Source organism: Citrobacter cronae (genome assembly GCF_016893685.1).
Taxonomy (GTDB): Bacteria; Pseudomonadota; Gammaproteobacteria; order Enterobacterales; family Enterobacteriaceae; genus Citrobacter; species Citrobacter werkmanii.
Genome location: NZ_CP069763.1, coordinates 4,748,714 through 4,775,030 on the forward strand (window position 1 = coordinate 4,748,714; position 26,317 = coordinate 4,775,030).

Below are 26,317 nucleotides of genomic sequence, written 5' to 3' on the forward strand. Positions count from 1 at the left end.
CGCTTACAGCTTACGCATGACCAGCGTCGCGTTAGTGCCGCCAAAGCCGAAGCTGTTGGACATCACGGTGGTCAGCGCCTGCTCGGTCGGTTTGGTCACGATGTTCAGACCTTCCGCCTGCTCGTCCAGCTCTTCAATGTTGATGCTCGGCGCGATAAAGCCGTGTTCCAGCATCAGCAGAGAGTAGATAGCTTCCTGTACGCCAGCCGCGCCCAGAGAGTGACCGGTCATGGCTTTGGTTGCCGAGATTGCCGGGCTCTTATCGCCAAACACTTCACGGATTGCGCCCAGCTCTTTCACGTCGCCTACCGGAGTAGAAGTACCGTGGGAGTTCAGGTAGTCGATAGGCGTGTCTACGCCGTGCATCGCCATCTGCATGCAACGTACTGCGCCTTCACCTGACGGTGCAACCATGTCTGCGCCATCAGAGGTTGCGCCGTAACCGACGATTTCCGCGTAGATGTGCGCGCCACGAGCCAGAGCATGTTCCAGCTCTTCAACCACCACCATACCGCCGCCGCCCGCGATAACAAAACCGTCGCGGTTTGCATCATAGGTACGGGAAGCTTTCGACGGGTCGTCGTTATATTTGGTAGACAGCGCGCCCATTGCGTCGAATTCACACGCCATTTCCCAGCACAACTCTTCGCCGCCACCAGCAAACACGATGTCTTGTTTGCCCAGCTGAATTTGTTCTACTGCGTTGCCGATGCAGTGCGCAGATGTCGCACAGGCAGAGCTGATGGAGTAGTTTACGCCGTGAATTTTGAACGGCGTTGCGAGGCAGGCAGAAACACCGGACGCCATCGCTTTGGTGACCACATACGGGCCAACCGCTTTCAGACCTCGCGGGCTACGCATTGCGTCAGCGCCGAACACCTGAAAACGCGGGGAGCCGCCGCCGGAACCTGCAATCAGGCCAACGCGCGGGTTATTCTGGTAATCTTCTGCAGCAAGACCGGCATCCGCCACAGCCTGCTCCATGGAAAGGAATGCATAGATGGATGCGTCGCTCATGAAGCGCACTACTTTGCGGTCAATGAGGCCAGTGGTATCCAGTTTTACGTTGCCCCATACGTGGCTACGCATGCCGGAGTCCTTCAGCTCCTGAGAGAAAGTGATCCCTGAACGTCCTTCACGCAGAGATGCCAGGACTTCCTGCTGGTTATTACCGATGCTGGAAACGATGCCCAAGCCAGTAATCACTGCACGTTTCATTCAATACCTCTGTAAGTCGCACTATTTTAAAGTTTCGAGTGGCACAATAGCGTACACTTGTACGCCGAACAAGTCCGATCAGCCATTTAATGTGGAAATTTGCGCAGCCAGGCACTCATCGCTAAGATCGGGGCACAGCCTGCCAGACGAGTAACTTACGTGAAACAATACGCTATACAACCTGCCAACCTTGAATTCAACGCTGAGGGTACACCTGTTTCCCGAGATTTTGATGATGTCTATTTTTCCAATGATAACGGGCTGGAAGAGACACGTTACGTCTTCCTCGGCGGGAATCATCTCGCACAGCGATTTCCTGCGCATTCACGTCCCCTTTTCGTGGTGGCTGAAAGCGGGTTTGGCACCGGGCTTAACTTCCTGACGCTCTGGCAGGCATTTGCCGATTTTCGCGATACCCACCCTGACGCTACCCTGGAAAGATTACATTTCATCAGTTTCGAAAAATATCCGCTGACGCGTGAAGATCTGACCCTGGCCCATCAGCACTGGCCGGAGCTTGCTCCATGGGCCACGGCACTGCAAGAGCAGTGGCCGCTGCCGCTGGCGGGATGCCATCGTCTGCTTCTTGATAATGGGCGCGTCACGCTGGATCTGTGGTTTGGCGATATTAATGAACTGACCAGTAAACTGGATGACTCTTTGAATCAAAAAGTGGACGCCTGGTTCCTGGACGGTTTCGCACCGGCGAAAAATCCGGACATGTGGACGCCAACGCTGTTTAACGCGATGGCCCGACTGGCTCGCCCCGGCGGCACGCTGGCCACCTTCACATCGGCAGGCTTTGTGCGACGGGGGTTGCAGGAAGCCGGGTTTACAATGCAAAAACGCAAAGGCTTTGGCCGCAAACGCGAAATGCTTTGTGGCGTCATGGAACAAACTCTGGCGCTCCCTTCATCGGCTCCGTGGTTCACGCGCACGGGCACAGATAAGCGCGAAGCCGCTATCATTGGCGGTGGCATCGCCAGCGCATTGCTGTCGCTGGCGCTACTGCGCCGCGGCTGGCAGGTCACGCTCTATTGCGCGGACGCAAAACCTGCCGCAGGCGCATCAGGTAATCGTCAGGGCGCGCTCTATCCGTTACTCAGCAAGCATGATGCGGCCATTAATCTCTTTTTCCCCACCGCGTTTACCTTCGCCCGCCGACTGTATGACGCCCTTCCGGTTGAGTTCGCACATGACTGGTGCGGCGTGACGCAGCTCGCCTGGGATGAAAAAAGCCAGCAGAAAATCACTCAAATGCTGTCTCTTGAACTGCCAGATGCGCTCGCCGTCGGCGTAGACGCACAGCAGGTGTTGCAAACGACAGGCGTGGAAACCGGATGCGGCGGGATTCAGTATCCAGCAGGTGGATGGTTGTGCCCGGCGCAGTTAACCACCGCCGTACTGGACTATGCCACAACGCTGGGATTACGTACCCGCTACCAACACACGTTGGTCTCACTGACGCGCCAGACAGCAAGCTGGCAATTGCAGTTTGCCTGTGGAGAAACCGCCACTCACGAAGCGGTGGTTCTGGCTAACGGCCATCGCATTAACCGCTTTGAGCAGACGCAGTCGTTACCGGTCTATTCCGTTGGCGGTCAGGTGAGTCATATCCCCACCACGCCTACGCTGTCAGCGCTGCGCCAGGTGTTGTGCTACGACGGTTACCTCACGCCGTATGACCCGCAAAACCAGCAACACTGCATTGGCGCCAGCTATCATCGTGGGTGTGAGGAGACTGAGTATCGCGAGGACGACCAGCAGCAAAATCGTCAGCGTTTAATCGACTGCTTCCCGCACGCCGCATGGGCAAAAGAGGTGGACGTCAGTGCGCATGCCGCCCGCTGCGGGGTCCGCTGCGCTACGCGCGATCACATCCCGATGGTGGGCAATATCGCGGACTATGACGCCACGCTCAGCCAGTACGCCACGCTTGCCGAAGACAAAGCGCACGCGGTAAGCGCCCCGGTGTATGTCGATCTATTTATGCTGGGCGCGCTGGGGTCACGCGGGTTGTGCTCAGCCCCGCTGTGTGCAGAAATTCTGGCAGCGCAAATGAGCGATGAACCTATTCCTATGGATGCCAGTACGCTGGCGGCACTGAACCCGAATCGGTTGTGGGTCAGGAAGTTATTGAAGGGTAAAGCGGTGAAATAAAATACTCTCTCATCATTGCCTGATGCGCTGCGCTTATCAGGCCTACAAACTGAACCCGAATCGTCAGTCCACGTAGGCCGGATAAGACGCCTTAGCGTCGCCATCCGGCACAATCCACTGCAATTATTATTGCGTTGCCTTTTGAAATAAAGCGTCCCACATCTCTTTCACTAACGCCTGATCACGCGGCGAAAGTTCGCCTGCGCTAATCGCTTTTTCCAGGCTGCTGGTCACATTGGTGTACAATGCCTCAGCGGAATGGTCCTCGCCAGCGTCCAGCTCTGCTACGGCCAGCGTCAGGTGCCCACGCAAATAGCCACTGGCAAACAACTCATCATCGCTGGCGTGCTCTACCATATCGTCGATTAATGCCAGAATGCGTGATTCAAACTCCGCGATCATCTTCTTTCCTCATTGTAAACGTGGCGGCGGCTTCAGTTGAGCGCTTTGGGCCACGGGAATTGTTCCGCCTTAAGTTCAGGCGTGTGATAATAATTCTGTAACGCGTTAATAAAGCGCGCTGGCCGCTCCGGGATCCCCTTTTCCAGATATTCCATCACCTGGGCATGAACACGACGTTGGAATACCACGCGATCCGGTTCAAAGTCGCCGTTCAGATTGTCGCAACTGACGTTAAACGGATAACCCGCCGCCATGCAGAACAGCCAGTCAAACGCCTGCGGCTTCACTTCCACATCTTCAAACTGGCATTGCGTGTTCGCGTCGCGTCCGTCCGGGCAGTACCAGTAACCAAAGTCAACCAGTTCACGACGCGCTTTACCCGCAATACACCAGTGCGAAATTTCATGTAACGCGCTGGCGTAATAACCATGCGCAAAAACGATACGGTGATACGGTACTTCCGCATCAGCAGGAAGATAGATCGGTTCGTCATCGCCTTTAATCAGACGGGTATTAAATTCATCGGCAAAGCAGCCGTTAAAAATCTCAATTAACTGTTCGTAGTGATGGGTGTTATTCATTAGTTCATCCCCAGCCAGTGGAGAATCTCCTGTCCATGATTATCGTAAAGTAGCTTGGCGCTCATCACGGCGGAGACAATGACGATCATTGGCCGAATGAGTTTTTGTCCTTTGCTGAGCACCAGTCGCGATCCCATCCGTGCGCCAATGAACTGGCCAATGAGCATCACAAACCCGGTCGCCCAAATCACTTTGCCGCCGAGGGCAAACAGCAACAGTCCACCGATATTCGAGGTGGCATTTAATACTTTGGCGTGGGCCGTCGATTTTGCCAGGTTATAGCCGCACAGCATGACAAAAGCCAGCGCGTAGAACGAACCCGCCGCCGGGCCAAAAAAGCCATCGTAAAACCCAACACAGCCCCCGGCCACCAGCGCGAAAGGCAAACCGTGCAGCCGACGCTGCCGGTCTTCTTCGCCCACTCTGGGCATCAACAGAAAGTAGAGGCCAATACAGATAACCAGCACCGGCAGGATCTGGCGTAATATGTCGGACTGCACATGCTGGACCAACAACGCGCCGCTCATGGAACCGACAAAAGTCATGAAGATGTTGAGCTTCTGATCCGCCAGATTCACCACGCCCCGGCGAATAAAATAGATCGAGGAAGAGATGGATCCCCCGCAGGCCTGTAGCTTATTGGTGGCCAACGCTTGCGCGGGCGGCATTCCGGCCGCCATCAATGCCGGGATGGTGAGTAAACCGCCGCCTCCGGCCAGAGAGTCAATAAAACCTGCCAGCATTGCCACAAAAAAAAGCACACCTAACAGCAGTGGCGACACCATAAACAGAGAGACAAAATGATCCATTAGAGTACATGCTCATCCAGTAGCGCCTGGCAGGAAGGCGGCAACGGCGGCGGTGTCTTCTTCTCAGGCTTGGTGGTTCCAGGTTTAGGAGGTTCGAACCAGCTTTGCAGCTCTGCGCCACAGCCATCGCCTGGAGGAGGCAACGGTTGATCTTCGCACTCAAGGCTGTCAGCAGGACAACGTAATCGTACGTGCATATGCGCACGATGCTGGAACCACGGTCGCACTTTACGCAACCAGTCCCTGTCAGTCCCTGCATCCAGACACAGCTGCTGCTTAATCGCCGGATTCACAAAAATGCGCGTGACTTCATTATCTTTTGCCGCCAGCCTAATCAGGCTGAAAATCTCCGGCTTCCACAGCGACGGCACGACATGTTTGCCATCCCGTGAGACCAGATCTAACGCCTGAGGACGCAGCAGTTGCGACTGGGTCCAGCGCGTTTTCGGCAACTGCAGGAAAATATCGACATCCAGTCCCGTCTGGTGGCTGGCGTGACCGCCATTGAACCGCCCACCGGCCGGCATACCCATATCGCCGATTAACACCGTGCCCAGCCCCAGATTATTCGCCTGATTACTCAGACGCTGGATAAACATCACCAGATCCGGATGACCAAAATAACGTCGCTGATCGGTGCGCATCACCTGATAGTGTTCAGACTGTACAGGCAGCGTCTCGGCGCCAACAATACAGCCATTGGCGAATGCGCCGATAGACTGCGGGCTGCCCGCCACCGGATGGGTAATTTTCTGCCAGGGCGTCGCCGCCAGGCAGGCGGTGCTGGCAAAAAGAGCCAGCGCCGCAAGTGCCGTTTTTTTCATGTCTTACCAGCGTGGAATGTCAGTCTTCACGTCCGCGTTTTGCGCCCGCTGACGCAGCAGGTGATCCATTAATACGATCGCCAGCATAGCCTCTGCGATCGGCACGGCGCGGATCCCAACGCACGGATCGTGGCGTCCTTTGGTGATCATATCGACTTCTTCGCCAAAGCGGTTAATCGTGCGTCCAGGAACGGTAATACTGGACGTCGGTTTCAGCGCCATATGTGCAACAATTTGCTGCCCGCTGCTGATCCCGCCCAGAATGCCGCCCGCATGGTTACTCTGGAAACCGTCTTTGGTGATTTCATCACGGTTTTGGCTGCCGCGCAGCGCGACAACGTCAAACCCGTCGCCAATCTCTACGCCCTTAACGGCGTTAATGCTCATCAGCGCATGGGCAATGTCGGCATCCAGGCGGTCAAATACAGGTTCACCGAGACCCGCAGGTACGCCGCTTGCCACCACGCTGACCTTTGCTCCGATGGAGTCGCCCTCTTTTTTCAGGCCGCGCATCAGTTCATCGAGCGCCTCGATTTTATCCGGGTCCGGGCAAAAGAACGGGTTAAGCTCTACCTGAGACCAGTCTTTAATCTCCAGCGGGATATCGCCCATCTGCGTCAGACAGCCGCGAATTTCAACGCCGAATTTTTCCGCCAGATATTTTTTGGCAATCGCCCCGGCCGCCACGCGCATTGCTGTTTCACGTGCGGATGAGCGTCCACCGCCACGATAGTCGCGCAGACCGTATTTTTGCTCATAGGTATAGTCGGCGTGGCCAGGACGAAAAACATCCTTAATCGCGCTGTAATCCTGTGAACGCTGATCGGTATTTTCGATCAGCAGACCAATGCTGGTACCGGTGGTCACGCCTTCGAACACACCAGAGAGGATTTTCACCTGATCCGGTTCACGGCGCTGCGTAGTGTAACGCGACGTACCTGGGCGACGTCTGTCGAGATCGTGCTGCAGGTCAGCTTCTGTCAGAGAAATGCCCGGCGGAACACCATCGACAATACAACCGAGCGCCAGCCCGTGTGATTCGCCGAATGTGGTTACGCGAAAGAGTTGCCCAATTGTGTTTCCTGCCATCACGGCTCCGTTATGAGTGTTGTGTTTGTGCGCGTGTATTTAGTCTTTATAAATGCTGAAGTGCTCGCGAGCAGCAACTAACTGTTCTTTGGTCAGCATGAATACACCGTCACCGCCGTTGTCAAACTCCAGCCAGGTAAACGGTACATCCGGGTATTGCTCTATCAGATGTACCATGCTGTTTCCGACTTCACAAATCAGAATACCGTTATCTGCCAGGTAATCTGGAGCGTTCCCCAGAATGCGGCGAGTCAGTTTCAGCCCATCGCTACCGGACGCCAGACCCAGCTCAGGTTCATGACGATATTCGTTTGGCAGATCGGACATATCTTCCGCATCGACATACGGCGGGTTGGTCACAATCAGGTCATACTGCACTTTCAGCAGATCGCGGAACAGATCGGAGCGGATCGGCGTCACGTGATGGATCAGACCATGTTCTTCAATATTGTGCTCAGTCACCGCCAGCGCGTCAGTGGAAATATCCACCGCATCCACTTCGGCTTCCGGGAAAGCATACGCGCAGGCAATAGCGATGCAGCCGCTGCCGGTACACATATCGAGGATATGCTGCGGCTGCTCATTGATGAGGCCCGCAAAACGATTATTGATCAGTTCGCCAATCGGTGAGCGTGGAACCAGCACGCGTTCATCAACATAAAACTCATGCCCGCAGAACCAGGCTTTATTGGTCAGATAAGCAACCGGGATACGCTCGTTGACGCGGCGAATCACGCGTTCAACAATACGATGGCGCTCGCTGGAGGTCAGACGCGCGGTGCGCATATCTTCAGGTATATCCAGCGGCAAATAGAGCGACGGCAGCACCAGTTGTACGGCCTCGTCCCATGGGTTATCCGTGCCATGGCCATACCAGATATTCGCCGCGCTAAAACGGCTGACCGCCCAACGCAACATGTCCTGAATGGTATGCAGTTCACTCACTGCTTCATCGACGAAAATTTTATCCACGTATTCCTCCAGGGCATGCTCGTATTAATTTCGGCGGCTAGTTTGCCACGAAGACGGCGATAAATCAGCATCCACACCGGGCCTGAACGCGAAAATTGCGTTTTAAGCGATCGGATGCCCATCGAGTCGGGTTAAACTAACGGAAAATAAAAGATGAGACTCTCGAATGAAAAAGAAAACATCGCTCAGCGAGGAGGATCAGACGCTGTTTCGCCAGCTGATGACCGGCACGCGTAAAATTAAGCAAGACACTATTGTTCACCGACCGCTACGTAAAAAAATCACCGAGGTCCCGGTTAAAAGGCTGTTGCAGGAACAGGCTGATGCCAGCCACTATTTTTCTGACGAATTTCAGCCGTTGCTGAACACAGACGGCCCGGTAAGATATCTACGTGCCGACGTCAGCCATTTCGAACTCAAGAAAATGCGCCGTGGCGACTACTCCCCGGAGCTGTTTCTTGATTTGCATGGACTGACCCAGCAACAGGCCAAACAGGAATTAGGCGCGCTGATCGCCGCCTGTCGTCGTGAGCATGTGTTTTGCGCCTGCGTTATGCATGGCCACGGAAAGCATATTCTTAAACAGCAAACGCCTCTCTGGCTGGCACAGCATCCGCACGTGATGGCCTTTCATCAGGCACCAAAAGAGTATGGTGGCGACGCCGCACTGCTGGTGCTGATTGAAGTGGAAGAGTGGCTGCCGCCAGAACTTCCCTGATGCAGAAAAACAGAAAGAGCCGCGTTTGCGGCTCTTTTATTTTCCGGATGGCGGTTGTGCCTTATCCGGCCTACTTATATCGCTTTCGCCATTTTGAGATTACACGGGCTCATCTGCCAGTTGAAAACCCCTTTTCCGCTTTCATCAAGCGTAACGCTGGCAATCGCTGACGTGGTAAACATCGGCGGAGTTTCGCCTGGGCAAAGCTCAGACACCAGATACCCCACTAAAGGTAAGTGAGAAATCACCAGCGCCGTGGTGATACCTTCATTGGCCAGAGCCTGTAAATAGGCGCTGACCAGACCAACATCGCCGCAGGGAGTCAGCTCCGGCAAAACATCCACGCCGCTTGGCAGGTTCATGCATTCCCCCACCACATCCAGCGTTTGTTCGGCTCGCAGGAACGGGCTCACCAGAACACGTTCGATATCCACTTTTTGACCTTTCAGCCAGTTCGCCATCAGGCGAGATTCGTCACAACCACAAGAGGTTAAAGGACGAACCGAATCACTGGCGGCATCGAGGGCCGCGTCGCCGTGACGCATGATAAAAACTTGCATATTGCACCGCTTTTGTTAACCAGAATCACCAACACCAGTTAATCACGGCCCCTATTGACCGTGGTAACGATATGGTGGCCGGCATTGTGCCTTATCCATTCACCGAATGAAACGCTGTTTTTTACCTCAACGGCGTAAGTATAGTCAATCTCTGTTTACATTTTGAGCATGAGCCATACATTCAGTGCGGATTCATCCTACCTTTGACCTCATGAATTCAGGTCAGTTTCCCTACTATTCCAGAATCTTTCACCGCGTTCCGCCATCAGCAATAACTGCTCACACGGCGTAAACCGCGAGCCATATTGTGTTGATAGCCGTTGCAGAACCGCAACTACTTCACCCGCGCCGAGGGAATCCATATACCGGAACGGGCCGCCGAGGAATGGCGGAAAACCAATACCAAATACAGCGCCGATATCGCCATCACGGGCGCTGCGGACGACCTTCTCGTCGAAACAGCGAGCTGCTTCATTGAGCATTAACATGACACACCGCTCAGCAATTTGCGTGGCGGTGAGTCGAGCCTGGCCCTGAGCGCTAATAAGCGTATAAATTGCAGGGTCGACCTGTTTTTTGCTTTTACGCCCTTTCGCCCCATAAAGATAGAAACCACGACCATTTTTTCTACCTTTGCGATCGTCATTCAAAATTGAAGCAACAACATTTGCAGGCGCGCTAAAACGTTCTCCATACGCCGCTTCAAGCACAGGTATAATTTTAGTGCCCGTATCAATTCCGACCTCATCCAAAAGTTGGATTGGCCCAACCGGAAAACCAAACTTAACCAGCGCGGCGTCAATGGCTTCAACCCGCTCGCCTTCGGTTAACAGGCGTATAGCTTCATTGATGTAAGGCGCTAAAATGCGGTTAACGTAAAATCCGGCCTTATCTCTGACGACTATCGGTGTTTTACCCTGTTTTTTCGCCAACTTGACGGTTGTTGCAATAGTTTGCTCAGAGGTCGTTGCATGCGGAATGACCTCAACCAGCGGCATTTTTTCCACCGGGCTAAAAAAGTGCAAACCAATCACTTGTTCAGGTCTGGCAGCCTTAGCCGCAATATCACTAATTGGTAAAGATGAGGTGTTGGAAGCAAAAATAGTGTGAGGTGCGCAATTTTGTTCAACTTCTGCCACCATCTGTTGTTTTAACGCCAGATCTTCGAACACGGCTTCAATAACCAGATCGCGATGCGCAAAACCGCGATAATCGGTAGATCCAGAAATTAACGCCAGCTGTTTATCGCGCTCGCTGGCTTTGATATGACGGCGACGAACTTTCGTTTCAAGCTGATCCCAACTGTACTTCAGCGCGTGGTTGATTCCCTTAGCAGTAATATCCTTGATACGTACTGGCAAGCCACCTTTACAGGACGTCACATAGGCGATACCTCCGCCCATCAGACCGCCACCCAGAATGCCGACACTGTTTAGCGGACCGGGCTTTGCATCACTACCAGGATCCTTTTTCACGTCGGTATTGGCAAAAAAGATGTGTCGCAGCGCCTGAGACTGGGGTGTCATCGCCAATTCCCCAAATGCGCGGGCTTCTGCGTCATAACCGCTACTGCTTCCCTGGGCAAGGCCGGTTTCAATGACCTCAAGGATACGTTCCGTCGCGGGATAATTTCCCTGCGTTTTTTGCGCCGTCTTTTTACTGGCCATACGGAATAGCAGCGCTCGCCCCAGCGGCCCCGCTAATACCCGCTCACGTACGGGCAGACTCCGATGTGAGGAATTGTCTTTTTTAGCCAGTTCAACGGCAGCTTCCAGCAATATGGACTGCGGCACGACTTCATCCACCAGCCCCACTTTAAGCGCCTGTTTTGCGCGCAATTGTTTCCCTGTGAGGATCATATCCAGCGCAGTACTGACGCCAATAAGGCGTGGCAAGCGTTGCGTGCCGCCGGAGCCGGGCAACAGACCAAGCTGGACTTCCGGCAAACCCAGTACGGTTTTAGCATCATCGGTACAAATACGGTTATGGCAGGCCAGCGCCATCTCCAGGCCACCACCCAGACATGCGCCATGAATCGCGGCGATAACCGGGATCGGCAACGCATGGATTTCCGCCATAATCTGCTGCCCCTGGCGGGCCAGCGTTTCGGCTTCCTGCGCGCTGCGGCAGCTACCAATCATGTTGATATCTGCTCCGGCGATAAAATTATCGGGTTTCGCTGAAATGAACACCACACCGCGCAGCGCTTTGTTGTCGCGAATTTGTTTCAGGATGGCCCGAACCTGAGAAGCAAACTCCGCTTTCAGGGTATTCATTTTCTCTCCGGGCACATCAATAGTGACAACAGCAATGTTATCCAGACGCACGTTTAGCGTAAAAGCCGATGTCATTTCCATTATTCCGCCTCCAGAACCATTGCCGCCCCCAAACCACCTGCCGCACAGGCGGTGACTAAACCAAAGCCGCCGCCACGCCGGCGTAATTCATTGAGGGTTTGCGTGATCATTCGCGCACCGGTAGCAGCGAAAGGATGTCCATAGGCAATAGACCCACCCAGCACGTTAAATTTACTGTCATCAACCTCGCCAGTGGCATGTGCCCTACCCAACACTTCGCGGGCAAAACGTTCGCTGCCCAGCAACTGAAGATTCGCCAGCGTTTGTGCGGCAAAGGCTTCATGCATATCGATCAAGGTTAAATCCGTCATCGTCAGTCCAGCTCGCTCCAGCGCAAGCGGTGTTGACCACGCCGGTCCCAGCAGCATGTCCTGCCAGACATCAATTGCGGTGAAAGCATAGCTGCGTAAATACCCCAGCGGCACCAGTCCCAGCTCTTTCGCACGCGACTCCGTCATCAATATCACGGCGGCTGCGCCGTCCGTCAGCGGGGTACTGTTCGCCGCAGTAACGGTGCCGTGCTTTCGGTCAAACGCCGGACGCAGTTTGGCGTAATCGGCCAGCGTAGAGTTGCCGCGAATATTGTTATCTTCGGAAAGAGGATCTTTAAACGGTGGCGCGTAGGTGGTCATCACCTCATCGGCGAGCTTTCCTTCAGCCCATGCCTGAGCGGCACGTTGGTGAGAACGATGCGCCAGGGCGTCCTGCTGCTCGCGCGTAATGCCATAGGTTTTCGCCATTTGCTCGGCCGTATCCCCCATGCGCAAGCCGGTGGAATATTCAGCGACAGCGGGGGGTACAGGCATCAGGTCACGTAAACGCAGCCGGGAAAACAGTTTCAGGCGTTGCCCTGTTGTGCGGGCTTTATTGACATCCACCAGCACGCGCGCCAGCTTTTTGCTGACGCCAATCGGCAGGACAGACGACGAGTCCGCCCCGCCGGCAATTCCGGCGCGAATTGTCCCCGCCATCAGGCTTTCCGCGACATTCACTACTGCCTGGAAACTGGTAGCGCAGGCTCGGCTTACGCTGTAGGCATCCGTGTGCACATTCATACCGGTTCCCAGTACGATTTCACGAGCAATATTGGGGGCTTCAGGCATTTGTACCACCTGGCCAAAGACCAGTTGCTCGATCACATCAGCGGGTATTTCGCTACGCGCCAGCAGTTCACCAACAACCATTTTCCCCAAATCTACGGCGGGAATGCCATGAAATGCGGTTGCCTGACGGGCAAATGGCGTACGCAATCCGCTTACAATGGCGATGCGATCGCCCTGGCGGGTAACCAGCGGTAAAGCCTGACTCATAACACTCCCCTGTAAAAAATAAAAATAAGTGGTCTGACCTGATCACAGTCTTAACCAATTTTTTACATTTAGCCAAGCGGAGAGAAAAGAAAGTGGGAGCTAAGACACAGTGAATAATCACTGACTGTTACGAAAATACCCTTGCTACCAGGCAGCAAGGGTATAAAGAGAAGGGATTAACGCAGGCCCAACTGGAAAATCAGCGTTTCAGCTTCACAAGCAAAAACAAAGTCAATATCCAGACGCACACCATCTGATTCTTCGGTAAAGGTAGAGGTGATTTGGCAAGGCTCAGATTCCACGCCACGCGCCTTTTCAGTCAGAGCGGCCAGCGTTTCTTCTGCCTCTGCGCGATTCGCGAACACACGGCTGTATGACGCGGTGCAATCGGAGTTGTCCATGATGGTGCCAACATCCATACAGCAGCAAACCGGGGTTTCATCAGCACTGCATTTACTCATTGTAGATTTCCTCTGTATTCGCACCTGAGGTGCCAGATAAACGATAGGGATATTTTACGCTCCCCTCTTTCGCCTCTCCAGTCGTTAATTGTATGAAATGCGATAAGTGACCGAAATCACACTTAAAAATGATCTAAAACAAAAATCACCCAAACAGGTGAGTGCGCATACCCGCAATTTTGCCAGCTGGATCGCGTTTCCGAGATCAGAATTGAAAATATTTATAAACATACTTGCAACATTTCAGCTGGTCAGACCTATACTCTCGGCACTGGTCTGATTTCTATGTCGTACCTCAGACCCTACACTTCGCGCTCCTGTTACGGTATGTAACATTGTTTGTATAAAAATAAATCTATGAGGTTATGGTCATGAGCCAGAAAACCCTGTTTACAAAGTCTGCTCTCGCAGTCGCAGTGGCAATTATCTCCACACAGGCCTGGTCTGCAGGCTTTCAGTTAAACGAATTTTCTTCCTCTGGCCTTGGCCGGGCATATTCGGGTGAAGGCGCTATTGCAGATGATGCAGGTAACGCCAGTCGTAACCCGGCACTGATTATGATGTTCGATCGCCCCACTTTTTCTGCGGGCGCGGTGTATATCGATCCAGACGTTAATATTTCCGGTAAATCGCCATTCACCGGACGTAGCACCGACGCAGATAACATCGCCCCTACAGCGTGGGTTCCCAACGCTCACTTCGTGATGCCTATCAACGAGCAGTTTGGTTGGGGCGCTTCTGTCACCTCAAACTATGGTCTGGCAACCGAGTTTAATGACAGCTATATCGTCGGTGAGTACGGCGGGAAGACTGATCTTAAAACGGTCAACCTTAACCTGAGCGGTGCCTACCGTCTGAATGACAGCTGGAGCTTTGGTGTTGGTTTTAATGCCGTTTACGCCGATGCTAAAATTGAGCGTTATTCCGGTGAGCAGACCGCCGCACTGCCGAAAGTAAGCCAGAAGATCGCCAGCCTGAAGGGTGACGAATGGGGCTACGGCTGGAACGCCGGTATTTTGTACGAGCTGGATAAAAATAACCGTTACGGCTTGACCTACCGCTCTGAAGTTAAAATCGACTTCGATGGTGATTACAAAAGCGGTATTCGTTCCCAGGCCAATGCGTTACCTGGCGCAGGCACCGCGTTCCCATGGGGAACAACCAATGCCACCGTCCCGGGTTCTTTGACGCTGAACCTGCCGGAAATGTGGGAACTGTCGGGCTATAACCGCATCGCTCCGCAATGGGCTATTCACTACAGCATGGCTTATACCAGTTGGAGCCAGTTCCAGGAGCTGAAAGCAACCGGCACCAACGGCCAGACACTGTTCTATAAAGAAGAAGGCTTTAAGGATTCTTACCGCATCGCGCTGGGCACGACCTACTATATGGATAAAAGCTGGACCTTCCGTACCGGTATCGCCTATGACGACAGCCCGGTTCCTGCAAGCAAGCGTTCCATCTCCATTCCAGACCAGGACCGCCTGTGGCTGAGCGCGGGTACGACTTACGCATTCAATGATGACGCATCTATTGATGTTGGTGTTTCTTATATGCACGGTCAGAAAGTGACCGTCAAAGAAGGCCCGTATACTTTCGATTCTGAAGGTAAAGCCTGGCTGTTCGGTACCAACTTCAACTACGCATTCTGATTTTCTGCAGACATTAAAAAAGGTGAGCTTTTTTAGCTCACCTTTTTATTTGCCTCAATTCCTTACTCGGAATCAATATCTTTTAAATCATCCTGAATGGCTTTCGCGTTCGGGTTTTCTTCTGGTTTAAGTTTCCCGCCGTTCGCGATGAAGTCATGACGCTGGAAGTAGGCTTCACGTACCATGATGTAAGGATCGGAAGACTGACGCAGCAGACCGTCGGAATCAAGCAGCTGTGCGCGAGTTTCAATCCCTTCGACTGTCCATTTACCTATCGACAACGGCCAGGTCAGCCAGGACAGTACCGGATACAGCGTATCCACCATATCGCCACCATCATCGCGCAGCGTGAAGCTACCGTAGAACGGAAGCTGCATATACGGTCCGTAACCCACGTCATAGTGGCCTAACGTACTGCCAAAGCGGTGTGGTTCAACGCGCTGTAGCTTCGGATTCGCCATACCCGCCACATCGATAAAGCCGCCCATACCCAACAAGGTGTTCAGGAAGAAACGGGTAAAATGCACCATCCCCTGATAAGGATCGCCTTGCAGGAAATAGTTGACCATGACGGCCGGCTCTTCAAGGTTGCCCGTAAAGTTGCTCAAACCATTACGCGCCGGCTGCGGGACATAATCACGCCAGGCTACTGCTACCGGTCGAACAACATAGGGATCTAACACATTAAAGTTAAAGTTGTACATTGTGCGGTTGAACCCTTCAAATGGATCCGAACGCCCCTGCTGTTCAGTACCGGAGCTCGCACACCCCACCAAAAGTGTGGTTCCCAGCGCAAGCGCCGACAGGCGAAGCTTCATAAGTGTCTCCCTGTGTAATATGGCTATCGCTGATTGCCATCCATGACGGAACGATGACGTATCCGCCTGTTAAGATGTGAGCGATTGTAACAGCACGTCAAACGATGTCTATATACCCGGTCTTACTGATTTGATCATAGCCTGGTTATGCACACTACGCGGCGGTTCTATTTTAGCTAACCCGATAAAAACAAACGTTACCATTTTTGCTATCTCAGACTTTCTCCCGCTGATTTTCGGATAAAAACCGCTACGCTTTAGCAATACGTGCTTATGCAGGATTCGGCTATGAATGATATTGAGAAAGAAAAAATTGATCGGCACAGCGACGAAATCCAGGTCGAAAGTGATGAAAAGTTAGAAGGTAAAAAGATAGAGGTCGATGAGGACAGACTCCCCTCGCGCGCCATGGCGATTCATGAACATATCCGCCAGGATGGGGAGAAAGAGATGGAACGCGATGCGATGGCGCTGCTGTGGTCGGCCATCGCTGCCGGGCTGTCGATGGGCGCTTCGTTACTGGCAAAAGGGATTTTTCACGTGCAATTAGAAGGCGTGCCAGGTGGATTTCTACTCGAGAACCTTGGTTATACCTTCGGGTTTATCATCGTCATCATGGCCCGCCAACAGCTTTTTACCGAAAATACCGTCACTGCCGTACTACCGGTTATGCAAAACCCTACCCTCGGCAATTTTGGTCTGCTAATGCGCCTGTGGGGTGTAGTTTTACTGGGTAATATTATCGGTACCGGCATTGCGGCGTGGGCCTTTGAATATATGCCGATTTTTGATGAAGAGACCCGCGACGCCTTTGTCAAAATCGGTATGGACGTGATGAAAAACAGCCCAACAGAGATGTTTTCTAACGCGATTATTTCTGGCTGGCTGATTGCTACAATGGTCTGGATGTTCCCTGCGGCCGGTGCGGCGAAGATTGTGGTCATTATTCTGATGACCTGGTTGATTGCGCTGGGCGATACCACACATATCGTCGTCGGCTCGGTGGAAATTCTCTATCTGGTCTTTAATGGTACGCTGCACTGGAGTGATTTCTTCTTGCCCTTTGCGTTACCGACACTCGCCGGAAATATCTGCGGCGGTACGTTTATCTTTGCGCTGATGAGCCACGCGCAGATCCGCAATGATATGAGCAACAAACGCAAGGAAGAAGCCAGGCAGCAAGCAAAACGCGAAGAATCGAAACAGAAAAACCAGAAAAAACAGGCTTGAATGGTGACTGTTTGAGCAGTCAGGCGGCTTGAGACTTACCGTTGAGGGTAAAAAACGCTATACTCGTGCCGCTTCGTCCCCTTAGTTAAATGGATATAACGAGCCCCTCCTAAGGGCTAGTTGCAGGTTCGATTCCTGCAGGGGACAATCTGAGCGCTTATGTCCCCTGCTAAATAATCCTACGAACCCCGTACCACGCAAGGCTTAGAGCCGAAATCAGTATCCAACCATTTCCAGCCGATAGCTTTCGCAGCCACGAACAAAAGTATCTCTTTTCGTTACTCTGACACAGTCAGAACGTCGGGAGAGATATCTATGGCCTTAACTAATATTCAGATTAAAAATGCAGCTCCCGACGAGAAGGACTACACCCTTTCAGATGGGTCAGGATTATTCATTATCATAAAACCTCAAGGTTCCAGGCTCTGACGCTTTCGTTACCGACAGGATCAACTGTTCTTTTTTGCTGACGATATAGCTCGGTAACTCCCCATGAAAACTGCTGGTAAGCAGTTCATAAAGAGAAGGTGAATTTCTGCGCGTGTAGACTTCGTTTTTCTGTTATGGATATGATAAATTCATTTCATCCCATCAGCCGCAGAAGTAATGTGCACCTCCTGTTCAAGACTTGCGATTAAAGAGGCCCATATTGCTGTAATATATTCATTTAGCATCGCATCACTTAATGGCTCTTCCGCACACTGGTTCTGAGCACAGAGATTCTCAATATAAAAGTCCAGTGAACGATAAAAATCTCCGACATTATATTCCAACGCAAATGCCAACAGGTAACAGGCGCTAATCATTGCATATTGAGCAAATGTTCCTTCTTTAGCAGGGAAAGTGTCCGTATCAGGAACTCTCCTTATACAGGCATCCCGTAAATGGCATAAGGATGAAGCAGGCAATCCAGAAGCCGAAGCTAATTTCAACGCATTAATCATATTTTCATAAAACGGGAGAAGCTTCTCATCATAAATACCATCAAAGTGCGCGACACAATTACTTAGATCACGCAAAACTAAAACACCCAGCATTAACTTTCGGTGAAAATCGAGTTTCTCGATATCTTCAGCATACTTACCAAAATAGTGATTGCTATACATTTCAACTTCCTGACTATGTGATGATTCGTTAAGAGTAAGTTACCGTGTCGGCTTACAATAATAGCACTGAGAGACATTGCCTCTTTCTATTCTGGTAACGGGCGCCCTGTCGCGTTCCATGCACTGATAAAATCGTTAATATTAAAATCGATTTCTTCCTCTTCCAGCACATCCAGTATGTCATGGTAAGAATGTTGACTCATACCGGGTTCCTGAAGCCAGCGAAGTAATCCTTGCTGATTAAGGCCCTCCGATGCTACGCGAATTTCACTTCGCAATGAAGACTGCATGTGCGCACGCGTGGTGTGACTGAGCCCCTGCCGCAAAGCTGCTCGTTTACCTGAGGTCGTAGGCATGGCGTAGTCAGTATTCTTTTGTTTAGACTCTTTTATCCACTGACTTATCTTGGTTTTTGAAGTTTTGAGCTTGTTTGCAATTTCATTCTGGCTAATCCCCTCCAGGGACATTGCTAATGCCTTAGCTTTCCTTGGATCACCTGCTTTACGTTTTTTCTGTTTCTCCACCCAGATTTTATGTTCTGGCCATGAAACCATAGTACTTTTATTAACTCCGGTCTGCCTCCCAATATCGGTGAGAGATAAATCACCTTCGACTAAAAGGCGTCTTGCTTTGGCTACATTATTTGCTTTTATCGAAGATTCTGCCTTCATGGTTTTAGCGAACTGGCGTTCTTCCTCGGTATAAGACTTTCCGGTGCGTTGGCCTTTGCTAAGTTTATGTGAAAAAGGCCGACTGGTGGTGACATGATGCTTCAGCATCTTATGCTCGCATTCAAGACAAACATCCCGGGAGGGTTCAATGTGTTTTATTTTGCTGACCTTATTAACCAAAACGGCCTCGGCATGCCCGGCATCTTCCACCACAGTGATACGATGACTACGTGCCCAGATTTTTAATTTCTGACAAACAGGATAGCTACTTGATGAAAGGTAATATTGATTGTTGTTATCCACCCCAATTGCTGTTGTTGTGCAGTCCCGAACAAAGGGATCCAATTCGTCAATAGCTGAACTCAATAAGGCTTTCATTTTTATCTGAACAGATTGAACAGCATTACACTCCTTGCCGATCACCTGTTTTATTGTCGCAATTTGCTTCATCAGTACATTTTCTCTTTCAGAGACTGAGGCAGCAACATCATTTGTTTTTAAATTCTTAAGATCATGCTTCCAGTTATGCAATGTTCTTTCGGCAACCTGAGTCTCTTTTGCAATGGCTCTCACCGACCGCTTTTCAAGCAAGAGTTTCTTCGCTTTTTCTTTATCCTGTATCCTGGTTTCTTTTTGTTTCTCAGGCCTCCGGGCGCGATATTCGTCCATACGCCGCAAAGTGCCCGTTGGAATACCGGTTTTCCTTGATATCACGATAAGATCTTTATGGGTAACGATATCTTTATCACACATAAGTTGAGCGGCTTGTTGTCTCCCCTGGGTTTTCTCTGCTTTGGCCTGATTTTGTTCTTCTATAATTTTTCGGTAGATGGGCCATTTAGCGATACGGGAGCGAGGAATCCCGGTTTTCTGCTCAATAAGTCGGGCAGCTACGTTTAGTTTCACCAGACGTTCAGCCCACTGAGTATCGGTTTCTCCTGGTTTGCGTAATAACATGTCGCTGCTGATTTTTTCGTCCGATACTGCTGCTGGCAACGCTACTGGATGTTGCTCCAGAGTCGCGCTGCCAGCCGCCATCGTTTTTTTTACCTTACGCTGATAGGTTGCAGTCGTACCGTATTCAACCTTTCCAGCATCAAGCCGCAGGTAGCTGCCGCCGCCAATTAATGTAATTCGCTTCTTCCCGGTAATCGAAATATCACTTGCCGAACCCAGAGTCAGCTTCTTCTCTGCAAACAAGCTCATGCTGGCATTTTGCGCCTGTACTTCTACTGGCCCCTCGCCGGATTTCAGGCTCAGTTGTCCGCTCCGGGTAAACACCCCCAGCTTATCCTTGGCAAGCGCTGTCATATTGCCCATCGCTCCGACACTGATATCACCTCCTGCGTTGACAGCAACATTCTTCGCGGCTGTCATTTGCAGATGCTCCCCGCTGGTCAGAGTCACTCCTTCAGGCGCCGAGAAAAGCACGGCTTCATTGAGCGGTTTCAGTCGTTGCTCAAACATCTGTATCTGGTTGTCGATATCCGCCTTCAGGGACTGCGCCTGCTCTGCCGCCATTCCCAGCTGTTGCAAATGCTGATTAAGCTGACCGATTTCCTTCAGCGCGGCGTCCCTGTCCAGCGCGTCACCCTGCGCCTTTGCCTGTGCATCCGCACTGACAAACAGCCCCTTCCCGGCGCGTATCGTTCCCCACTCATCGGTACGCAGCTCAGCTCCTGTGCCGCGAAGTTGCCGCTGGCTGTCCACCAGGTGCCCGCTGTTGAGCTGCGTCCTGCCATACTCCGTGGCGAGCTTGATGTGCTCCTCACCGCGCTTGTCTTCCATGCGTAATTTTGAGTTGGCCGGTGTCCGGAGGATGTTCCGGGTGTGATTGTCCCGGTTCACGAGGTCGGGATGTTCGGAGTCGTGCAGCGCATATGCTATGTACGGCAGGTCAATATCACCGTTGCTGTACGCTATCGCCACTTCAGTCCCGTCAGTGAGCGGCGTATGCCAGCCCAGCGTTTCACCGGCAGTCGGCTTCGCCATTCGCAGCCACAAATAGCCGTAACCTGGCTCCGTATTTTCACGGTCGAAGTCCAGCTTCACCCGATAGCGCCCCTGATCATCCATATGGGCGTAAATGTCATTTTTTTCCCGGCTTTCAATCCGGGCCGGAAGCGTGCCGTGAATTTCCGGACGCGGGATTTCCGCCGGGCGGAAACAGTAACGCTCAGTGTAAGGCATTCCCCAGACAGACACGTGCAGACGGGAATCACGAGCCCCCTCGAAGGTCACCAGGGTGAGGATCATGCCTTCTTTCAGGTCGGCTATCACATTCCCCTGCGGCTCGAGTACCTGCCCGGGGGTGAGTTGGGCAGCGTTGCTGTACAGGTGTCGAAATTGCTCTTCGAAATGTTTACCTTTTCGCGTTCAGACAACGGACGATTTTCCCGGCCATGACAGAAGCCCCTAACTGTCAGCAGTTTCAGCGGCAGCTCGGTTTTTTTCTGGGCCCCACCGGTGTGCAGGGCTAAATATAAGTTAATACGAGCTTTGGGTATTTCTTCCTGGTACGAACCGGACATGCAATGTTCCTTCATTTGACGTGTCTACGACAGCAGAAGAAGTGAAAGCCAAAGGGGCTTTCCACAGAACGACTCCACCGCCCTGACAGCGATAAATAATGATGAATAAAACAGAGGGTTACGATGAAAATCGTACGCCGGTTGATGGCGTTAACAAGTCTGCACGCCCAATGCAAATGTAAATAATAATTTCACTTAAAGTCCGTCACTGCTATTTTCCATTTCAGAAAATGAACAAATATTTCTTTCCGGATCCATTGCCCATAAAGGATTTAAGCGTATACAACCTGCCATCGCGCCACTTAATTCCCGTTATTAATTATTTCGGTTAAGTAACAATTTAGCGCCCAGCTCCGATTAAGTTTTGCCAATCTGATGATTATTCAATCCGCAAACTTCACCCCATAAATACAAACAACATAAACAATATCTTTTGACAATTATTAATTACCACCATGTACATCAAGCAGAGAATTCAGAGTGGGTTTTATGTATATTTTAAATGTTAAACCATTTTCCAGAAAATAAAATTATTTATTCCAGGAACTTATTCTCCATTGAAAAATAATTCTTCACAACAATAATCATGAATGCGTCAAAGTATTTATAAAATAGATATATATTCCAGCAATCATTGATTAATCGCCGAAAAAGATCGAATTTTAAAAATTGAAGTGTGAAAATGGTCTGGCTTTTCAAAATACCTCTGCCAGCATATGCCATAAATTCCCATTAAGCCGAGAACGGTTATTAATGAATCCAACTTTTACGCTGCCGGCCAAACTGTCGCCCCTGGCTTGTCGTCAGGTTGCCAATCAGGCCTGGTGCCCTGTCACAACCGGCGAGCCATTGCTGAATTCTGCCCGTGATATTGCCGAAAGCTAGCTGAATGCTGTCATATCTGCTGCAACGATGCCATGATTCAGTCCCACATCGTCCGGGCGCTGTCTCCCCAGGATGCGATTAACTATCTCATTGAACGTTGCAGGAAAATATCTTTTTAGCTCAACCCTGAGCCAGGCGATAAAACGGTACAGGCCTCATTGTTGCAGTGAGATTATCAGACACCAATATCTGGCCCGTCGCTACCCGCATCCCTGATTTTCTCAACCTCAGTACGTCAGCGGCTATACGCTGGCTGCCAAACCAGAAAAGCCCGTCCAACGCCGTGACATCAAGTCCTGATTCGAGCGCCATCTTCAGGCGTTCCCGTGGAGATTTCACCGCTTTTGCGATCTGCTGGTAAGGGGCTTCGGTCAACCCTTCTGGATCTATGCGCCGGATACGATGCGACAGGCGATACTGAAATTCATCCGGTATACCGTCAAGGCTCGCTTTCAGGGTATATACACACCCAAAGCGTTTACCATTAAAGATGACGTTTTTCTGGCTAAGCTGTAGCGCGTCACGCACGCTGGCAATCAATTGCGGGGTGCGAAGTAATAACAACCGAAAAGGCAGCTCAAAGCTGGTCACATAGTCCACGTTCAGTAAGGCAATACGCAGACGCTCTTCCGGTCCAGCCTTCATTTCCCGACATTCAGCAATGACGTCAGCCCATTGGCCGGTAAGACGAGAACTTTCAGCAGCCTCTGTAAAGCTGTACTTTTCAGTCTGATAATCAATACGTCCGCTCAAACGGCATTCCCTTCTGGCCACATTTCGTGTATTTGCTGCTCACTTTACCAGCGACAAACGACTACCGAAAGCCCGGCAACCTAACAAATATTGATTCAACTCATATACTTAATTGTTATCACACTGATAATCTCATGGAATTCATTGGCTGGCGGACAGGGTCACCGTGTTAGAAATCTTTTCTTAACCCACTGAAAAATATCTAACAAATATTTTTCTCATATAAAAACGATGGTTCGTTCAATACGGATCCGAATTTATTTGGGTTAAAAAAGGTACGGTATGAAAGTCACATGGACTGTCACTCCTGCCGGGTACCAGCGTATTACCAAACGCTGTCCCGCATGTAATGTAAAACGCGAGTTTGCACCTTCCGGGTCCTTCAGGGTCAATTCACAAAAAAAAGTGCTCGATATCTGGAGCATTTATAAATGTACGCATTGTGAATATACGTGGAATATCTCGCTGTTCTCACGGCTTCACATCAGCAAAATTAACCGAGAGCTGTACCAGCGGTTTATCACTAATGATGCCAGTACGGTTCACTATTATTCTCATGATAAAGCCACTCTGAGCCGAAACAACGCTGAGCTTGCGGGTAAGCCTGATTTTCGTGTTCAGGAACAATGGCAGGCCAGCATCAACATTGACCAGCACTTCACCGTCAGCATCAGGCTTACCTGTGCTTTTCAGATCAGTGTGCTATCGATATTGAAGCGCCAGCTTTTACTCAGCACGGCGGAGATTAAGAGCCTGATAGATGAAGGTCATATTCGCGGTATCACCATGAAAGAACTCAAATCCCGAAAGTTACGGACAGCAAATGTCGATTTTCACTTGTCTGCGGTAACGTTGTATGCCCGGCGAAGGGTGGTTCTGGCGCCACGTTAATAGAATAAGGCTCATCCTGAGGTAATGAGCCCTCCCGATCCGACACCTTTGCCGGATCGGGATAGCGGTGTCATGTCAGACAACAAAACGATTAACCAGATCCCTCATGGTTACTGAGAGATTATCCAGCCGCTGGCTGTCATTCGTGGCCTGAGAAACCAATGCCGCGTTTTGCTGTGTAACCTGCTCCATGGGTCTCAGCGCCAGGTTTATCTGGGAAACACCCTGCGATTGTTCCGTCGCTACCCGGGCGATATCGCCGATATATTGCTTCATACTGGTGGTATTATCCGCCGCCGCTTTTAGCGCGGTAGCTGATGCGGTAACCCGCTCAACGCCCTCGCTGATTTTTACCATATTCTGCGCCACCAGCTCACGGATCTGATTCGCTTCTTTAGCACAACGCTGTGAAAGGTTACGCACTTCACTGGCTACTACCGCAAACCCCCTTCCCATCTCTCCGGCGCGAGCCGCTTCAACAGCCGCATTCAGCGCCAGCAAATTCGTCTGAAAAGAAATATCATCAATTGAGGTAACGATAGTTGAGATTTTCTCACTGGAGGAGCGAATATCCCCCATGCTCTGATTTGCCGCGCTGGCGACGTTACTGGCCTGGCGAACCTCTTTTTCCAATCTTATTGTCAGGAGCTCCGCTTCGCGGGCATTGTCCGCCGTTTGCGTAATCGTCGTTGAGAGCTGTTCCATACTGGCCACGGCTTCTACAATCGATGCGGCCTGTTCATCGGTGCGCTGGGCCAGATCCTGATTTCCCGCCGTAATACTACTGCTGGCATCGTACAGCACCAGAGAGCCTTGTTTAATCTCCTGCACGATGTGCTGAATATTTTCCAGCATCGTGTTATAGGCGCGATTGAGCGAAGAAAGCTCGTCTTTACCTGGTGTCGCCAGACGTTGAGTCAGATCGCCGTTCATACCCGCAATCTTGTTTAGCGTGTCGCTGAACTGACGGTGCATATTGAGTGCGATGGCCCCGGCGAACGCCAATGATGCCAGTAGCGCCAGCAGGCTCACGGCCATATATATCTGCCAGTTCTTACGCGCATCCTGCGCGAGTTTTATCGCACTTTCCCACAGAAGATTCGCTGCCACATTTTCAATCTGTCGCATCACTTCAATACGCTGGGTTTGTACTTTAAACCAGACGGTAGGATCGACGTCAAATCCACCATTCGCCGCATGACTAAACGCAGCTTCGCGTAATGAAAGCGCTTGGGTAGCATCGGTGGATTGTAAGCGACTGTTGAGCATGGCGGCCTGTTCAGGTGGACTCAGGCGCAAAGATTGCGCCAGCCAGACATTCTGTTTACTGACCACATCGCTAAGCTGATGTAATTGTCCGTCGGCGAAATGACCAGAGGAAAAGATATTTGCCAGCAGCGCCCGCTCAATACCCGCTTGTTCCTTCAAATTCAGCAGGTTGTAGTAGGCTGCGAATGAATTCGCCATATCGCCGGAATCCGTCAACGTCCCTAACCGGCCAACAAAATTCAGTACATCAGCGATAACGTTGGTATAAAACTTAACCACCTCAGAGGCTGGCAGACCCAATTGCGTCACCTTTTCCCGGAGTGTCGCCAGTGACAGAATATTTTTCTTAAACGCGGCGACCGAGGTAGTGACATCGCCTGCCTGTAAGGCGGTATCGGACAGCGAATCCACAAATACCTCGATCTCGCGATCGGTTAAGGCCCGTTGTGCGTTTAGTTCATCTTTGAACGTCTTCCCTTCGGCCCCAAGAAACCCGACACTCATTCCACGCTCTTTTTGCAGTTCATGCACCACATTTCCGGCACTGCGCGCGAGGGCTGTCAGTTGGGCAATATTCTCCATCTGTCGCTCTGTTTCGATGCGCGTCCATATTCCTGAACCAGCAAACCAACATAACGCCAATAATAGTGGTTGCAGCGCGATTATTAACTTCATTTTCATCGGCATTCGATAAACCCACCACATGCCACTTACCTCCCTTATCCATATTTTCGTCATGGTTATCGGCGTGGTGTTGCTGCACTTTACATCTTTTCAAGAGATACATGGCTATTTATTTGGTTTAATATTGTTCAATACACCTCTATATAATTAGAACAAACAGGATAAACATCCATTTATATTACATTCCCAAATCTATATTTTATTATTTGAGAATATATAGCATGTTATATCTTATTCTAAGGAGGGTAATGATTAACTTGATGCTCAACGGCAGAAAGACACAAGATCGCTCCCACCGCGAGTGGCGCCCAAAGAGCTACCTGCAGAGCGCGCCTCATCTGGCTTCCCACCGAACCTTAAGGTTAT

20 protein-coding genes, 1 tRNA gene and 2 pseudogenes are annotated in these 26,317 nt (G+C 51.2%); 6 read left to right on the plus strand and 17 right to left on the minus strand.

All coding sequences use genetic code 11. From position 1 onward, the window contains the following. Window positions 1-3 precede the first annotated feature (3 nt). Window positions 4-1,218, minus strand: coding sequence for a beta-ketoacyl-ACP synthase I (gene fabB, locus JSN25_RS20570; RefSeq protein WP_085047802.1), 1,215 nt, complete (start codon window positions 1,216-1,218; stop codon window positions 4-6). A gap of 159 nt (window positions 1,219-1,377) precedes the next feature. On the opposite strand from fabB, the gene mnmC reads away from it, so the two are divergent. Further along, entirely contained in the window at window positions 1,378-3,378 is a 2,001-nt protein-coding gene (gene mnmC / locus JSN25_RS20575; protein WP_199965605.1) for a bifunctional tRNA (5-methylaminomethyl-2-thiouridine)(34)-methyltransferase MnmC2/FAD-dependent 5-carboxymethylaminomethyl-2-thiouridine(34) oxidoreductase MnmC1, read from the plus strand. Between the two features lie 126 nt (window positions 3,379-3,504). Here mnmC and JSN25_RS20580 read toward each other — a convergent pair whose 3' ends face one another. From JSN25_RS20580 to prmB, 6 genes are read right to left on the minus strand one after another with little or no spacing between them, the layout of a single operon-like run. Further along, window positions 3,505-3,780 (minus strand): YfcL family protein, encoded by a 276-nt coding sequence (locus JSN25_RS20580; RefSeq protein ID WP_038642363.1) that lies wholly within the window; start codon window positions 3,778-3,780, stop codon window positions 3,505-3,507. 32 nt (window positions 3,781-3,812) lie between these two features. Beyond that, window positions 3,813-4,361 carry an elongation factor P hydroxylase gene (locus JSN25_RS20585; RefSeq protein WP_204525307.1) on the minus strand — a complete coding sequence of 183 codons (549 nt, stop codon included), beginning with the start codon at window positions 4,359-4,361 and terminating at the stop codon, window positions 3,813-3,815. Further along, the gene (locus JSN25_RS20590; protein WP_038642367.1) at window positions 4,361-5,170 is read right to left on the minus strand and encodes a sulfite exporter TauE/SafE family protein; all 810 of its coding nucleotides are present in this window, start codon (window positions 5,168-5,170) and stop codon (window positions 4,361-4,363) included. Before JSN25_RS20590 ends, JSN25_RS20585 begins: the two co-directional genes overlap by 1 nt. Then, window positions 5,170-5,994, minus strand: coding sequence for a penicillin-insensitive murein endopeptidase (gene mepA / locus JSN25_RS20595; protein WP_038642368.1), 825 nt, complete (start codon window positions 5,992-5,994; stop codon window positions 5,170-5,172). Before mepA ends, JSN25_RS20590 begins: the two co-directional genes overlap by 1 nt. Before the next feature lie 3 nt (window positions 5,995-5,997). Next, on the minus strand, window positions 5,998-7,083 hold the full coding sequence (gene aroC / locus JSN25_RS20600; RefSeq protein ID WP_038642369.1) for a chorismate synthase: 1,086 nt from the start codon (window positions 7,081-7,083) through the stop codon (window positions 5,998-6,000). 39 nt (window positions 7,084-7,122) lie between these two features. Beyond that, entirely contained in the window at window positions 7,123-8,055 is a 933-nt protein-coding gene (prmB, locus tag JSN25_RS20605; RefSeq protein WP_038642381.1) for a 50S ribosomal protein L3 N(5)-glutamine methyltransferase, read from the minus strand. A gap of 166 nt (window positions 8,056-8,221) precedes the next feature. Here prmB and smrB point away from each other — a divergent pair, with 166 nt between their 5' ends. Next, window positions 8,222-8,773 (plus strand): endonuclease SmrB, encoded by a 552-nt coding sequence (gene smrB, locus JSN25_RS20610; protein ID WP_006683613.1) that lies wholly within the window; start codon window positions 8,222-8,224, stop codon window positions 8,771-8,773. A 74-nt stretch (window positions 8,774-8,847) separates the two neighbouring features. On the opposite strand, the gene sixA is transcribed toward smrB, so the two are convergent. The 4 genes from sixA to JSN25_RS20630 form a co-directional block, all read right to left on the minus strand. Beyond that, a complete protein-coding gene (sixA, locus tag JSN25_RS20615) occupies window positions 8,848-9,333 on the minus strand; it encodes a phosphohistidine phosphatase SixA (RefSeq protein WP_038642383.1) in 486 nt (161 codons plus the stop codon). Window positions 9,334-9,542: 209 nt separating this feature from the next. Beyond that, window positions 9,543-11,690 carry a fatty acid oxidation complex subunit alpha FadJ gene (gene fadJ / locus JSN25_RS20620; protein WP_204525308.1) on the minus strand — a complete coding sequence of 716 codons (2,148 nt, stop codon included), beginning with the start codon at window positions 11,688-11,690 and terminating at the stop codon, window positions 9,543-9,545. Beyond that, a complete protein-coding gene (gene fadI, locus JSN25_RS20625; protein ID WP_087857348.1) occupies window positions 11,690-13,000 on the minus strand; it encodes an acetyl-CoA C-acyltransferase FadI in 1,311 nt (436 codons plus the stop codon). Before fadI ends, fadJ begins: the two co-directional genes overlap by 1 nt. Window positions 13,001-13,176: 176 nt before the next feature. Next, entirely contained in the window at window positions 13,177-13,461 is a 285-nt protein-coding gene (locus tag JSN25_RS20630; RefSeq protein WP_038642389.1) for a YfcZ/YiiS family protein, read from the minus strand. A gap of 371 nt (window positions 13,462-13,832) precedes the next feature. Between JSN25_RS20630 and fadL the strand changes: the two genes are divergently transcribed. Further along, window positions 13,833-15,113 (plus strand): long-chain fatty acid transporter FadL, encoded by a 1,281-nt coding sequence (gene fadL / locus JSN25_RS20635; RefSeq protein ID WP_038642391.1) that lies wholly within the window; start codon window positions 13,833-13,835, stop codon window positions 15,111-15,113. Window positions 15,114-15,175: 62 nt separating this feature from the next. Here fadL and mlaA read toward each other — a convergent pair whose 3' ends face one another. After that, the gene (gene mlaA / locus JSN25_RS20640; protein ID WP_038642393.1) at window positions 15,176-15,931 is read right to left on the minus strand and encodes a phospholipid-binding lipoprotein MlaA; all 756 of its coding nucleotides are present in this window, start codon (window positions 15,929-15,931) and stop codon (window positions 15,176-15,178) included. 297 nt (window positions 15,932-16,228) lie between these two features. Between mlaA and JSN25_RS20645 the strand changes: the two genes are divergently transcribed. Next, the gene (locus JSN25_RS20645; protein WP_204525755.1) at window positions 16,229-17,161 is read left to right on the plus strand and encodes a formate/nitrite transporter family protein; all 933 of its coding nucleotides are present in this window, start codon (window positions 16,229-16,231) and stop codon (window positions 17,159-17,161) included. A gap of 75 nt (window positions 17,162-17,236) precedes the next feature. Beyond that, window positions 17,237-17,308 (plus strand) — tRNA-Arg (locus tag JSN25_RS20650). A 431-nt stretch (window positions 17,309-17,739) separates the two neighbouring features. On the opposite strand, the gene JSN25_RS20655 is transcribed toward JSN25_RS20650, so the two are convergent. From JSN25_RS20655 to JSN25_RS20670, 4 genes and pseudogenes are all read right to left on the minus strand, one after another. Further along, entirely contained in the window at window positions 17,740-18,267 is a 528-nt protein-coding gene (locus JSN25_RS20655; protein ID WP_204525309.1) for a hypothetical protein, read from the minus strand. A gap of 1,694 nt (window positions 18,268-19,961) precedes the next feature. Then, window positions 19,962-21,278: pseudogene (locus tag JSN25_RS20660) on the minus strand (DUF2345 domain-containing protein); the annotation flags it as partial. Further along, window positions 21,275-21,469 (minus strand): annotated as a pseudogene (locus tag JSN25_RS20665) (type VI secretion system contractile sheath small subunit); the annotation flags it as partial. The pseudogenes JSN25_RS20660 and JSN25_RS20665, both read right to left, overlap by 4 nt. Window positions 21,470-22,474: 1,005 nt before the next feature. Continuing rightward, window positions 22,475-23,107, minus strand: coding sequence for an ECs1377 family protein (locus JSN25_RS20670; RefSeq protein WP_085047793.1), 633 nt, complete (start codon window positions 23,105-23,107; stop codon window positions 22,475-22,477). Window positions 23,108-23,389: 282 nt separating this feature from the next. Between JSN25_RS20670 and JSN25_RS20675 the strand changes: the two genes are divergently transcribed. After that, a complete protein-coding gene (locus JSN25_RS20675; RefSeq protein WP_204525311.1) occupies window positions 23,390-23,998 on the plus strand; it encodes a DUF1062 domain-containing protein in 609 nt (202 codons plus the stop codon). A gap of 75 nt (window positions 23,999-24,073) precedes the next feature. Here the strand turns inward: JSN25_RS20675 and JSN25_RS20680 are convergent, their stop codons facing one another. Continuing rightward, window positions 24,074-25,972, minus strand: coding sequence for a methyl-accepting chemotaxis protein (locus tag JSN25_RS20680; protein ID WP_204525312.1), 1,899 nt, complete (start codon window positions 25,970-25,972; stop codon window positions 24,074-24,076). Window positions 25,973-26,317: the final 345 nt, after the last annotated feature.